The following is an 11,836-nucleotide window of genomic DNA, read 5'->3' as shown; positions in this document are numbered from 1 at the left end:
CACGCCGGAACCACGAATGCCGGTCAGCTCCGCTGCCGCGGTTCCCGTGGCTGCTCACGGCGGGCGTCCGTGGGGTGAGCCGTCCCGCTGTCCGGGCAGTCGTCCTCGTCCTCGGCCGGCGCCCGCCCGGACCGAGGGGCTGCTGTTGCCTTATTTGTGCAGATATGATGCGTTTCGTGATCGCGCGCAGACAGTTATGGGGCAGTCGCTCCCGCCACGTCGGCCGGTGGCGGGCCGCCCTGCTGCCGCCGGTGCTGCTGACTGTCCTGATCGCGGTCCTGGCGTTCGCCACACCACGGGAGATCGCCTTCAGCCGGCTCCTGCCCACCGCGCCCGCCCTCGCGGCCGCGATGTGGCCCGTGATCCCCACGATCCTGCTGGGCGTGTGCTGCCTCCTGGTCATGGTCGGCCTCGGCATGGTCTACACGGACCTGGGGACCCCGTACACGGGTGCCGCGATCGTCGCGGTCACCCTGGCAGCCGCCTACGCCAGCCACGTCCGGCTCCAGCGGGAGGAGGCGCTCTTCCAGGTGCGGCTCGTCGCCGACGCGGCCCAGCAGGTGCTGCTGCGTCCCCTGCCGCACCGCATGCAGTGCGTCGAGATCGAGTCGCTGTACCTCGCCTCGCAGGAGCAGGCGCGGATCGGTGGCGACTTCTACGAGGCGGCCGACACCCCGCACGGCGTGCGGCTGCTCATCGGCGACGTACGCGGCAAGGGCCTGTCCGCGGTGGGCGCGGCGGCCGCCGTGACCGCCTGCTTCCGGGAGAGCGCCCACGACGAGCCGGACCTGAGGGGCATCCCCCCGCGCCTGGAGACCAGCATCGCCCGGCACAGCGCCACGTTCCCGGGGCCCGACCTGCCGGAGCGCTTCGCCACCGCCGTGCTCGCCGAGATCCCGCACGGCAGCGGCCACGTCCGGATCCTGAACTGCGGGCACCCCCCGCCGCTGCTGATCCACCGCGGGGAGATCCGCGTACTGGAACCCACGATGCCCTCCCCGCCGCTCAACCTCGCGCGGCTCATCGGGGACCGCTACTGGGTCGACACCTTCGCCTTCGACCCGGGCGACCAGCTGCTGCTCTACACCGACGGCGTGACCGAGACCCGGGACCGCACCGGCGCCTTCTTCCCGCTCGCGGACTGGATCCGCGGCCAGGGCCGCAGAGAGCCCCGCGAGCTGCTGGACCGGCTCCACCAGGAGCTGCTCCGCTACGGCGGGGGCCGGCTCGGCGACGACATCGCGGCCATCGCGATCCAGTGCAACGGCGTGCCGGCCCGCGAACCCTCCGCGTGAACCCCGGCGCCCACCTCCCCGGCGCGGGCGGCGGATGCGATGATCACGGGTACGGGTCCCCCGAAGGGCCGGCCCGCCGGGGCCCGGGACACGCGAGGACGGTGGTGGGCGCGCATGGATCTGCGGCAGATGGAGGTCGCCGTCGCCGTGGCCGAGGAGGGCGGGTTCACCGCGGCGGCACGGCGTCTGCACGTGGTGCAGTCGGCCGTGTCCAGCACGGTGCGCGCCCTGGAGAAGGAGCTCGGCAGCCCGCTCTTCGACCGTACGACGCACCGCGTGTCGCTCACACCGGCCGGTGAGGCCTTCGTGCCCGCGGCACGGACGGCGCTGCGCGCGGCGGCCGACGCGCGGGCCGCGGTCGACGCGGTACGGGGCGAGCTGCGCGGCCAGGTCACCGTCGGCACGATGCAGGGGGTCTGGGCCGAACTCCACCACGCCCTGGCCAGTCTCCGCAGGGACCACCCCGGCGTCAGCGTCCGTCTGCGGCAGGCGGCCGTGGCCGACATCCGGCAGGCACTGCGGGAAGGGACCGTCGACCTGGCCGTCGTCGCGCTCGCCCGCCAGCAGCAGCGGGGCCTGGTGACCCGCCTGCTGTCGCGCGAGGAGATGCTGCTCGTGGCCTCGCCCGAGCGTGCCTTCGCCGAGACCGACGTGGTGTCGCACGCCGAGGTCGCCCGGCTGCCCTTCGTCGACTTCTCGCCGGGGTGGGCGGTCCGCTACGCCGTCGACCGCTCGTTCCGCGCCGCGGGCGTGGAACGCGGCACCGCCTACGAGGTGAACGACATCGTCGCCGCCTCGGAGCTGGTCCGCCACGACCTGGGCGTCAGCATCATGCCCGCGTCGATCGCGGCCCGCTTCCCCGGCTTGGCGCTGCGGCGGTTCACGCATCACGTACCGGCCTGGAAGGTGATGGTGGTCCGGCCGCAGGGCGAGCCGACCCCGGCCGTCGAGGCCCTGCTGCGGCACATCACGCCCCTCGCGGTGACGGAGACCGCGGAGCCGGCATGACGCGGGCGCGCCCCCGCCGGTGTCGGGTGGGGGCGCGCCGCGTCCGGTTCCTCAGTGCGCGGCGCGTGGCCGCGGCTGCCGGCGCTCGGTGAACCAGTAGGCCAGGGCGAGGAGCGGCAGGAGGGCGCCCAGGGCGCTCACCGCGGTCCAGCCGGCGGCGTGGTAGGCGAGGGAGCCGAGCTGGGACCCCAGCGCGCCGCCGGTGAAGAAGATGGCGATGAAGGCGCTGTTGAGCCGGGCCCGCGCGTCGGCGTCGAGCTGGTACACGGTGTGCTGGCCCAGGATCATCGTGGTCTGCACGGCCATGTCGATCAGGATCGCGGCCAGGGCGAGCAGGACGATGTGGTGGCCGCCGAGGCCCGCGACGGCGAAGCCCACCGCGGCCGTACCGAAGGCGGCCGCCGTCATGGGGCGCGCCAGCCTGCGGTCGGCCCAGTGCCCGGCCAGCGGGGCCACGGCGGCACCGGCAGCCCCGACGAGCGCGAAGAGGGCGACGCCGACGGGGGAGTAGTGGAAGCGGGGCCCGGTCAGCACGAAGGAGATCGTGGTCCAGAAGGCGCTGAAGCCACCGAACATCGCCGCCTGGTACAGGCCCCGCCGCCGCAGCGCGGGGTGCGTGCGGACCAGCCGCGCCGTCGACCGCAGGACCTGGCCGTACGGCATGGAGATCGTCGGGGCGTGCTGCGGCAGGGCCACGCGGAGGGCGATGGCGAGCAGGGCCATCAGGACGGCCGAGCCCAGGTAGACGTAGCGCCAGCCGGCGACGTCGGAGACCAGGCTGCTGATGGTGCGCGACAGCAGGATGCCGGTGAGCAGTCCGCTCATGACGCGGCCGACGACCCGGCCCCGCGCGTGGTCGGGGGCCAGGCTGGCGGCGAACGGGACGAGGATCTGCGCGACCACGGAGGTGGCGCCGCTCACCAGGGACGCGATCAGCAGGACGGGGAAAGTGGTGGCCACACCGGCCACGGCCAAGGCCACCGTGGTGACGGCCAGCAGCACGGTGATGAGCCGGCGCTTCTCCAGCCGGTCGCCCAGCGGCACCAGGAAGAGCATGCCGATCACGTAACCGACCTGTGTGAGGGTGATCAGCCCTCCGGCGGCGGTGGTACTGAGGTGGAAGACCCGGCTCAGCGAGGAGAGCAGCGGCTGGGCGTAGTAGAGGTTGGCGACCGTCATCCCGGTGGCGACGGCGAGGAGCGCGACCAGCCAGCCCGGAACGCCGTGTGCCTCCTTGCCGGGCGCGGACTGGCGCGGGGCCTGCTGAACGGTTGTTGCGAACACGGACGCTGCTTCTCCTGGGGTGCGGAACCGCGTCGTGCGGTTCGGACGGTGCTCTCGTCCGGGCGGGACCGTTCGACGGTGCCCGCCCTTCCAGGTGGTCCAGCGTCGGGGAGGCGCGGACGCTTCCCATGACACGGAGATGAATGCCGATGTCAGTTATCTCCCTCAGCGATGGCTGTGTCCTCGGCTCCGTTCGCCGGCCCCCTCGGCGCCGCCGAGAGGGGTTCCCGCTCCGGGGCCGGCGGGGGTTCGGGGGAGGACGTGGCTCGCAGTTCTGCGAAATCACGGCCATTACCGGGCCACGCAGAGTGACGCCCCTGTGCTGTTCCGCTACGGATCCGGTGCTCCCGGTGCCGGCATGCGCGACGCCGCCCGGCAGGTCGGGCGGCGGGATCGGCGGTCAACTCCGCATCGGGTGGGCGTACTTGGTGTGCCGATCAGTGCGGGTGTCCGGGGGTGCGGAGTGAGGGCACGTACGTGGGTGCCGCATACACACTCATGGTGATCAACTGACTACGGAGCGTGGGAAATAGGGCGGCAGCCCCAGTGCCCAGGCCGCACTTTGCCCCCTCCTGTCTATCTTTTGACTCCGCGACCCCCTCGTGGCACGGTCATATCTGGGCGTTTTTAGTGGCTTTGGCCACATTGGTCACGTCTGTAACGGCGGGACCACGTCTTCGGACGAGACGCCCACGTCGTACCGGTCACCACGTACGGCCGGTGCGACAGCGGTCGCCCCACGCGGACCGCGATCCGACGTTCCCGTCTCGAAGGGGAATCCCATGCGCGCGAACATCACTGCTCGTCGAGTCGCCGCGGCCGCCCTGGCGGCACCGCTTCTCGCACTCGCCGGCGCCGGCGCCGCCAACGCCGCCACCCCGCAGGTCACCCACGCCTCCGTGACGTCCGCCCACTTCGGTGGCGGCGGCTGGGGCGGCGGCTGGGGCGGCGGCTGGGGCCGCGGCTGGGGTGGCGGCTACGGCGGCTACCGCGGCTTCGGCGGCTACGGAGGCTATGGCGGCTTCGGTGGCTTCGGCGGCTACGGAGGTTACGGCGGCTTCGGCGGATTCGGTGGCTACGGCTTCCGGTGACCGCTGAGCAGCACTCGGCCCGTGCCCGGACCTCAGGTCCGGGCACGGGCTGCCCCCGTCTCAGCCGGCGGCGCGGGCCGACGCCCCGGGCCGCGTGACGGCCTGACGGGGCGTCAGTGGTCCGTCGCCGTCCGTGCACACCACGACCGTCTCCACCGGTGCGCCGCACTCGCGGTGGAGGACCTCCAGCGGCGGCCCGTCGGGATCCGCGGTGTAGCGGTCGCCCCACTGCTTGAGGGCGATCATCGCGGGCCACAGGTCCCAGCCCTTGCGGGTCAGCCGGTACTCGTGCCGGGTGCGGCTGCCCGGCTCGCGGTACGGGACCGTGTCGAGGAGCCCGGCGGCGACGAGCTTGCGCAGCCGGTCGGCGAGCACCGCCTCGGACAGTCCCATGTGCCGGCGCAGGTCGTCGAAGCGGCGTACGCCGTTCATCGCCTCGCGCAGCACCAGCAGCGACCATTTCTCGCCGATCAGGTCGAGGGTGCGTTGCACCGTGCAGTTCTCGGTGCTGGTCTCCAGCCAGGTCATGCCCGCCATCGTAGGCTGGCTTCGGCATTGACAGCCAGATGTGCGACCCTCTAACTTCGGATGGCGAAGTCAGCTGGAGAGAGGGCGGCAATGACCCGGTCACGTACGTTCGAGTGGAAGGACCCGAGCGTCTCCGCGGCCGCCGTCGGGCAGCGCAGCGGACTGGACTTCCTCCAGGACATCGTGGCCGGACGCCTGCCCGCGGCGCCCATCGCCGCGACGCTCGGATTCACGCTGGAGCAGGTCGAGTTCGGCGGTGCCGTTTTCACCATGGAGCCGGGGGAGGAGCACTACAACCCCATCGGCAGCGTCCACGGCGGTGTGTACGCCACACTCCTCGACTCGGCCGCCGGCTGCGCCGTGCAGTCCGTCCTGCCCGCGGGCATGGGCTACACCTCGCTCGACCTGAGCCTGAAGTTCCTGCGTCCGATGAACGTGGACACCGGCAAGGTGCGTGCCGTCGGCAGCGTCCTCAACCAGGGCCGCCGCACCGCCCTCGCCCAGGCCGAACTGTTCGACGCCCAGGACCGGTTGCTCGCCCATGCGACGAGCAGCTGCATGCTCTTCCCGCTGCAGCCGCGCTAGACCGCCGTGGGCGCCGCCCGAGCGGCGCCCCGCGGGACGACGCGTGGCACAATGCGGGCCATGCGGGGGGACACGTTCAGATCGCTGCCGAGGATTCCCACTGTCATCGCGCTCGCGTTCCTGCTCGGAGGCCTGGGTGCCACCTGGTTCCTGATCGCCCAACTGCGCGCGGCCGATCGGATCGACGCGTCCCCGGTGCGGGTGCGGGGTGTCGTGGAACGCGTCCGGGAAACCGGCAAGGGCGGCCGTGAGGTTCTGGTCGGCTACGAACTCGCCGGACGTCATTTCTCCGACAGCGGGCTGCCCGAGGCGAAGATGCCCGAACAACTCGGCGCCGGCGACTCCTTGTGCCTGGAAGCCGCCGGCCGGCACCCCGGCACGGTGCGGCTCTGCGGTCAGCGCTACCCGGCGGGCGACGACCTGCCGCCCACGGCGATCCTCGTGATGGTCGGCGCCACCGCCGGCATGCTGTGCGCCGCGGGGTTCGCCGTCTCCGAACTCCGCGTGCGCCGTCGCGGCGCGGCCGGGCCGGAGCCTCTCGCCGCGACGTCCCGCTAGTACGGAAAGGGGCGGCGCCCGTCAGGACGCCGCCCCGGGACCCGGTCGGGGTCAGTGCCGGCCCGTCTCCGGGACCACCTGGATCGTGTCGCCGACCGCGCGCTCACCCGTCGCGTCGGAGGTGACGTTGACGAGGGCGCCCTTGACGGTCATGGCCGTGGAGCCGCCGCCGTCGAGGTTGAGGGCCTGGACCGCGCCGAGCGACCGCATGAAGCGGGCGGCCTCGCCGAGCGTGAAGCCCTCGCTGACGCCGGGCTGGCGTCCGTCGACGGTGACGAGCAGCAGACGGCCGTACCGGTCGATGCCCGCGAGGGTGCGGGGCTGGCGGACGTTGGACCAGGCGAAGCCGAACGACAGGTCCAGCGGGTCCAGGGTGCCCTCGGTGGCGGCGTCGATGTGGACGCGCCCGTTCTGGAGCAGGGTCGGAGCCGCGCTGACGATGCTGTCGTCGGCGCCGAGTCGCACCTCGCGCCCGGAGGAGTCCCGGACGACCTCGCGCAGCGACAGCCGCGCGCCGGTGTGCGCGTGGCCGGTCAGCCAGGCTGCCGCCGCGCCCGTGCCCTGGAGGACGGAGCCGTGCTCCGGCACCGTGCCGCCGCGCGCGCCCGCGGAGACGACGACGCCCCGCTCGTCCAGGACCACCTGGGTGCCGGCGCCCGTGGGAAGCGCGGCCCGGAAGGCCGAGGTGAACTTCACCAGGTCGTCCGCGAGCGTGCAGGTCGTGTCGTGCCGGGGCTGGGCGGTGGGAACGGCGTCCGGACGCCCGCAGTTGCGGAGCTTGCCCGGGACGCGGTTGATGCCCTGCACCGCGTAGGCGGCGCTGCCGGCCCGTACCGTCACGGTGGTGGACAGGTCGGCGATACGCGGCCGCCGTCCCCCGTTGTCGAGGATCAGCGCGGCGCGCGAACCGACGGCCATCGACTCCAGCTGTCCGTTCACGGCGGACAGGCCCGCCATGGTGCCCTGGACGCCGTCCGCGTCCGAGGTGACGAAGAAGCCGCCGTTGACGCCGACCAGCGAACCGAGGCGGGTGGCCACCGTGGAGGTCTTCTCGCGGTCGGCCGTGTTGCCGCCGTCGCTGACCGCGATCGTCGCGCGCATGCGCAGCGGGTCGAGCACGGCGACGTGGATGCGCTCCCCGTCGGCCGCCTGGCGGCCGTCGTAGCCGGTCCACTCGACGGAGGCCCGGAAACCGGCGGCCACCAGCGCGGTGTTGGCGGGCGCCGCCTCGGCCTGCGTGGCGTAGCGGCCGACCCGGACCTGCCAGCCCATGGTGCCGTGCGGGGTGTCGGCGTAGTCGTCCCACGCCACACGCTCCAGCCGGGGCTCGAAACCGGCGTCCCGCAGGCGCGCGGCGGTGGCGTCCGCCCAGGCGCGGTCCCCGAGCGGGGCCCACGTGGCGGCGCCGGTGAGGCGGTTGACGGCGGGCGCCTGCACGGTGACCGTCCACACACCCGCGGCGTCGGCGTCCCTGAGGACCCCGGTGCGGACCTGGACGCCGGGGGCGACGTTCTGCGTCGTCCAGGCGATCTTGTGCGGAGCGGGGGTGATTGACTGGGTGGACGGGGCGGACTGGGCGGACGGGGTGGATGACGCCCCGGCCGTCGCGGGCGGGACCAGGGCCACCAGGGCGAGAGCGGCGCCCAGCGCGGCGACCCTCCAAGTGTCCTGCCGTACCCGGCTCGTGCGGCGGCGCGCCTTCTCGGCTGTCACGGACATGCCTCTCCTGACGTACGGTCCTCCGCGGCGCCGGTCGTCCCGGCACCGTGATCGACCGCCATTCCAGCCCCGCGCGGAGACACGCACGTCAAGGGCCAAGGGCCCGTGGGAGAACCTTCGGTGACAAGCGTCGGCGGTTGCCCCTCGTCCACGCGGAGGTGACGGTACATCAGTTGTCCGGGTGCACGGCCGTGACGGGCCGAGCCCACTGCGTCCTCCCGAGGTCCCGCCTCCCCGGGCGATAGTTTTTGACCATCTAGTCCGGAACGCCTATTATGTACGGAACGGTCCATAACCGTCGGGCGAACGAAAGGCGCGCGCAGTGAGCACTCGGGAAGTCATCGGCCGGATCTTCGCCCACCTCGCGGAAGGCGACGCCGGCAAGGCGGCCGGCGTGTTCGCCGAGGACATCGACCGGTACGTCCCGGGCTCGGAAGAGCTGCCCTGGACGGGGCGCCGGACCAAGGGGGCCGACGTGGCTCCCTACCTGCGCGAACTGTGGTCGCACCTCGTCGTCGAGGACAACGTCGACACTGTGGAGCAGGTACTCGTCGACGGCCCCGACGCCGTCGTCCTGGGCACCTTCTTCCGGCGCGTCAAGGCCACCGGCCGCACCTTCACCACGCCGGTGGCCATGCACCTGCGAGTGGACGGCGACAGGATCGTCAGGATGCGGCTCTTCGAGGACACCTGGCTGGTCGACCGCGCCTTCCGGGACTGAGTGGCGCGACCGCCGGTGTCCATTCCGTCAGTGCGTTCCGTTGCGTGGGACGGCGATCCCCTGAAGACATCGGAGAACGGCATCGCCCAAAGAGGGTGGGGCACGTCGCATCGCCATGCGCCGGAAAGCCGGGTACCGGCACTGAGCACCGGCCCGTGCGGGCGGCCCACCTGCGCTGTCGGCGTCCCGCCGGACCGGGGGACGCCCTTGCGAGATGCGTCACATCGGGCGGATGGTAACGATTTCCCGGGCAAAGGATCCGGGACGATCTGTTGTGATCACCTCACAGTTCGGCGTACTAATCTGTCATCCGGCGTGCGGGTGTCCATCCGTTGTGGCGTGACCCGCCACGACGGATATCAGGAACGCCGGAACGTGCCATATTGGAAGTCGCCGGCCGGCCGAGGACGAGAGGACACCTGGAGTCAATGACGCACACCCCCCGGGACATTGAGGCCACGGCAGAGGCCCTCAGGGACGAGGCGGAGCGGCTCCAGGCCCAGAAGCAGGGTCTCGAGCGCGAGTTGGCGGCCGTCTCGGCGCACCTGTGCTCCGTGAACAAGGCACTGGACGCCCTCCGGAAGCTCATGCCGTCCACCGCCCTCGAGGCCGCCACGATCGGGCGCCCCCGGACCGGCTACCCGTCGTCGTTCGTCGACCGGTACACCGACCTCGCGGCCGTGACCGCAGCCGAGCCGGTACCGGGCGTGGCCGACGCGGAACCCGTGGAGCCGGCCCCTGAGGGTGACGACGCCCACGCGGCCGCGCAGCCGGGTTACGGCAAGCTCACCGAGCAGATCCTGGAGTACCTGGCCACCACCGACGGCGCCGAGGTCCGCGCCCGCGACGTCGCCGCCGCCCTCGGCCGGGACGCCAACGCGGGCAGCATCAACGCCGTCCGCAGCACCCTCGACCGGCTGGTGGGGGCGTCCCGGGCCCAGCGCGCCGGCCGCGGCCTCTACCGCGCCGCCACCTGACGTTCGCGCTGCCCGCCGCGCGGAGAACACACTGCCGCAGAGCCGTGTGACGGTGCGCGGGTGTGGTGTGTGATGTGTGCCTCGCGCTCGCGTTGCCCGTGTGACGGACATCGCGTGCACGAGGCGACACCGTCCCGCCCGGTCATAGTGGGGCGGCGTCCGGCGCCGTGACGGTGGACACCTTCGTCGGCCTCACCCCGGGGCGACGGGGTGCGGCTCAACCGGCGGGTGCGGCGACGCCGAGCACCGCGTCCGCCGGCTCGGCAACCGGCCGCCCGCCGCCCGCGTCGATGCGGTGGAGTCGCAGCGTGCCGACGGCGTCCGCCAGGAGCGCCTGGAAGCGGTCGGTGCGGGCCAAGAAGGCATCCATCAGGGCGCGTTCCGCGTCCGTCGCTTCCGGATAGCGGCCGGCCGCGTACACGCGGGCACGCAGAAGGGCCGTGTCGGCGGTGGGCCGGACCGCGGTGGTGTGCGGCGCCGTCAACCGCGCCACGCGGTCGGGCCACAGGGCCGATCCCTCGAGCACAAGGCCGGGGCCGGTGGACGCGCTACGAGTGTGAACGGCGACCAGTTCCTCGATGCGAGGCCACAGTCGCTCGTAGTGCCCGAGGACGGAAGCGATCAGATCCTCGGTCGTCAGTGACGCGTAGTGCTCCGCCACGTGTGCCGGCACGTCCCGCTCCGGAGTGCGCCAGGGCCGCCCGGGGTGCCGGACCGGCCCGTCCGTCGACAGGCACGCGAACCCGAGCCGGTCCGCGACGGCCTCGGCGACGGTGGACTTGCCCACGTTGGGAGGTGCCGCCGATCAGGACCACCCGCATCAGCGGACGACCAGACGGTCCGGGGCCGCCGGAACCAGTTCGCCGACGACCGGGGCGCCCGGCACCTCACCGGCGACCAGGAGACCGCCGGAGGTCTGCGCGTCGGCGAGGAGCAGCCGGGTGAGCTCGTCGGTGCCGCCGAAGTCCGTGTGCGGGGCGACCCATGCGAGGTTGCGGCGGGTGCCGCCGCTGATGTGGCCCGCGCGGGCGGCGTCCCACGCGCCGTCGAGGAAGGGGACGGCGGAGGCGTCGAGCACCGCCGTCACGCCGGAGGCGCGCGCCAGTTTGTACAGGTGCCCGAGGAGGCCGAATCCGGTGACGTCGGTCGCGCAGACCGCGCCCGCCGCCAACGCCGCTTCCGACGCTGCCCGGTTGAGCGTCGCCATCGTCTCCACGGCCTGCGGGAAGACCTCGCCGGTCGTCTTGTGGCGGTTGTTGAGCACGCCCAGGCCCAGCGGCTTGGTGAGCGACAGCGGCATCCCCGGCCGCCCGGCGTCGTTGCGCAGCAGGCGGGACGGGTCGGCGGTGCCGGTGACCGCCATGCCGTACTTGGGCTCCGGGTCGTCGACGCTGTGGCCGCCCGCCACGAAGCAGCCCGCCTGCGTGGCGACGTCCAGGCCGCCGCGGAGCACTTCCCTGGCCAGCTCGAACGGCAGCACCTCGCGCGGCCAGCAGAGGAGGTTGACGGCCACCAGGGGCGTGCCGCCCATGGCGTAGACGTCGGACAGCGCGTTGGCGGCGGCGATGCGGCCCCAGTCGTAGGGGTCGTCGACGACCGGCGTGAAGAAGTCCGCGGTGGCCACCACCGCGGGGGAGCCGGGAGCGTCGGGCAGCCGGACGACGGCGGCGTCGTCGCCGCTGTCGAGCCCGACGAGCAGGCCGGACCCGCTTCCGTTCGTCCCCGCCCCGGAGGTCAGCCCGGCCACGATGTCCTCCAGCTCGCCGGGAGGGATCTTGCACGCGCAGCCGCCGCCGTGGGCGTACTGCGTCAGCCGCACACTGTCCTGGCGGACGTCGGTTCCCGTCATCGGTGCGTCGTTCCTTTCGTGGGAGGGGGCGCCGTGTGGCGCGTTGACAGGCCCATGGGCCGCGGGTTCGATGGGCGCGTGGCCGGACCGGCGCCGTGGTGACGGTGCTGACGGCCCGGCAGGGAGACGTAAAGGCGCCTGGTGGCCCTCCCGGTCTTCAAAACCGAGGTGTCCGAGCAACTCGGGCAGGCGGGTTCGATTCCCGTCCGTCTCCGCCGGCG

The 11,836-nt window shown here is 73.0% G+C and carries 11 protein-coding genes, 1 tRNA gene and 1 pseudogene; 8 read left to right on the top strand and 5 right to left on the bottom strand.

Going from position 1 to position 11,836, the window contains the following annotated elements; genetic code table 11:
- Positions 1 to 167 precede the first annotated feature (167 nt).
- Positions 168 to 1,295, top strand: coding sequence for a PP2C family protein-serine/threonine phosphatase (locus tag ACFYXS_RS20350; protein WP_389250820.1), 1,128 nt, complete (start codon positions 168 to 170; stop codon positions 1,293 to 1,295).
- A gap of 114 nt (positions 1,296 to 1,409) precedes the next feature.
- Positions 1,410 to 2,303, top strand: coding sequence for a LysR family transcriptional regulator (locus tag ACFYXS_RS20345; protein WP_389250011.1), 894 nt, complete (start codon positions 1,410 to 1,412; stop codon positions 2,301 to 2,303).
- A gap of 51 nt (positions 2,304 to 2,354) precedes the next feature.
- On the opposite strand, the gene ACFYXS_RS20340 is transcribed toward ACFYXS_RS20345, so the two are convergent.
- Positions 2,355 to 3,587 carry an MFS transporter gene (locus ACFYXS_RS20340; protein WP_389250009.1) on the bottom strand — a complete coding sequence of 411 codons (1,233 nt, stop codon included), beginning with the start codon at positions 3,585 to 3,587 and terminating at the stop codon, positions 2,355 to 2,357.
- A gap of 782 nt (positions 3,588 to 4,369) precedes the next feature.
- Here ACFYXS_RS20340 and ACFYXS_RS20335 point away from each other — a divergent pair.
- Entirely contained in the window at positions 4,370 to 4,678 is a 309-nt protein-coding gene (locus tag ACFYXS_RS20335; RefSeq protein ID WP_389250007.1) for a hypothetical protein, read from the top strand.
- A 60-nt stretch (positions 4,679 to 4,738) separates the two neighbouring features.
- Here ACFYXS_RS20335 and ACFYXS_RS20330 read toward each other — a convergent pair whose 3' ends face one another.
- Positions 4,739 to 5,206, bottom strand: a complete 468-nt coding sequence (locus ACFYXS_RS20330; protein WP_389250005.1) for a winged helix-turn-helix transcriptional regulator — start codon at positions 5,204 to 5,206, stop codon at positions 4,739 to 4,741.
- 90 nt (positions 5,207 to 5,296) lie between these two features.
- Between ACFYXS_RS20330 and ACFYXS_RS20325 the strand changes: the two genes are divergently transcribed.
- Both ACFYXS_RS20325 and ACFYXS_RS20320 read left to right on the top strand, forming a co-directional pair.
- The gene (locus ACFYXS_RS20325) at positions 5,297 to 5,791 is read left to right on the top strand and encodes a PaaI family thioesterase (protein ID WP_389250003.1); all 495 of its coding nucleotides are present in this window, start codon (positions 5,297 to 5,299) and stop codon (positions 5,789 to 5,791) included.
- Positions 5,792 to 5,851: 60 nt separating this feature from the next.
- Positions 5,852 to 6,349, top strand: coding sequence for a hypothetical protein (locus ACFYXS_RS20320; RefSeq protein WP_389250001.1), 498 nt, complete (start codon positions 5,852 to 5,854; stop codon positions 6,347 to 6,349).
- A gap of 51 nt (positions 6,350 to 6,400) precedes the next feature.
- Here the strand turns inward: ACFYXS_RS20320 and ACFYXS_RS20315 are convergent, their stop codons facing one another.
- Positions 6,401 to 8,068, bottom strand: coding sequence for a phosphodiester glycosidase family protein (locus tag ACFYXS_RS20315; RefSeq protein WP_389249999.1), 1,668 nt, complete (start codon positions 8,066 to 8,068; stop codon positions 6,401 to 6,403).
- A gap of 322 nt (positions 8,069 to 8,390) precedes the next feature.
- Here ACFYXS_RS20315 and ACFYXS_RS20310 point away from each other — a divergent pair, with 322 nt between their 5' ends.
- Together ACFYXS_RS20310 and ACFYXS_RS20305 are read left to right on the top strand one after the other, a co-directional pair.
- Positions 8,391 to 8,789, top strand: coding sequence for a nuclear transport factor 2 family protein (locus ACFYXS_RS20310; RefSeq protein WP_389249997.1), 399 nt, complete (start codon positions 8,391 to 8,393; stop codon positions 8,787 to 8,789).
- Between the two features lie 428 nt (positions 8,790 to 9,217).
- Positions 9,218 to 9,766 (top strand): hypothetical protein, encoded by a 549-nt coding sequence (locus ACFYXS_RS20305; RefSeq protein ID WP_389249995.1) that lies wholly within the window; start codon positions 9,218 to 9,220, stop codon positions 9,764 to 9,766.
- Between the two features lie 217 nt (positions 9,767 to 9,983).
- Here ACFYXS_RS20305 and ACFYXS_RS20300 read toward each other — a convergent pair.
- Together ACFYXS_RS20300 and selD are read right to left on the bottom strand one after the other, a co-directional pair.
- A pseudogene (locus tag ACFYXS_RS20300) lies at positions 9,984 to 10,587 on the bottom strand (hypothetical protein).
- Positions 10,587 to 11,615 carry a selenide, water dikinase SelD gene (gene selD, locus ACFYXS_RS20295; RefSeq protein WP_389249993.1) on the bottom strand — a complete coding sequence of 343 codons (1,029 nt, stop codon included), beginning with the start codon at positions 11,613 to 11,615 and terminating at the stop codon, positions 10,587 to 10,589. The pseudogene ACFYXS_RS20300 and the gene selD overlap by 1 nt, the downstream one beginning before the upstream one ends.
- A 122-nt stretch (positions 11,616 to 11,737) precedes the next feature.
- Here selD and ACFYXS_RS20290 point away from each other — a divergent pair.
- Positions 11,738 to 11,830, top strand: a tRNA-Sec gene (locus tag ACFYXS_RS20290).
- Positions 11,831 to 11,836 lie beyond the last annotated feature (6 nt).

Origin of the sequence: Streptomyces sp. NPDC002574 (genome assembly GCF_042889545.1) — a bacterium.
GTDB lineage: Bacteria > Actinomycetota > Actinomycetes > Streptomycetales > Streptomycetaceae > Actinacidiphila.
Note: the sequence above shows the minus strand (reverse complement) of the source record. Positions and strands in the feature narration are given on the sequence as shown.

Coding starts and splice junctions, on each gene's coding strand:
- ACFYXS_RS20345 (WP_389250011.1), top strand. CDS start 1,410: ATGGATCTGCGGCAGATGGAGGTCGCCGTCGCCGTGGCCGAGGAGGGC.
- ACFYXS_RS20305 (WP_389249995.1), top strand. CDS start 9,218: ATGACGCACACCCCCCGGGACATTGAGGCCACGGCAGAGGCCCTCAGG.
- ACFYXS_RS20315 (WP_389249999.1), bottom strand. CDS start 8,068: ATGTCCGTGACAGCCGAGAAGGCGCGCCGCCGCACGAGCCGGGTACGG.
- ACFYXS_RS20350 (WP_389250820.1), top strand. CDS start 168: ATGCGTTTCGTGATCGCGCGCAGACAGTTATGGGGCAGTCGCTCCCGC.
- ACFYXS_RS20335 (WP_389250007.1), top strand. CDS start 4,370: ATGCGCGCGAACATCACTGCTCGTCGAGTCGCCGCGGCCGCCCTGGCG.
- ACFYXS_RS20330 (WP_389250005.1), bottom strand. CDS start 5,206: ATGACCTGGCTGGAGACCAGCACCGAGAACTGCACGGTGCAACGCACC.
- ACFYXS_RS20320 (WP_389250001.1), top strand. CDS start 5,852: ATGCGGGGGGACACGTTCAGATCGCTGCCGAGGATTCCCACTGTCATC.
- ACFYXS_RS20325 (WP_389250003.1), top strand. CDS start 5,297: ATGACCCGGTCACGTACGTTCGAGTGGAAGGACCCGAGCGTCTCCGCG.
- selD (WP_389249993.1), bottom strand. CDS start 11,615: ATGACGGGAACCGACGTCCGCCAGGACAGTGTGCGGCTGACGCAGTAC.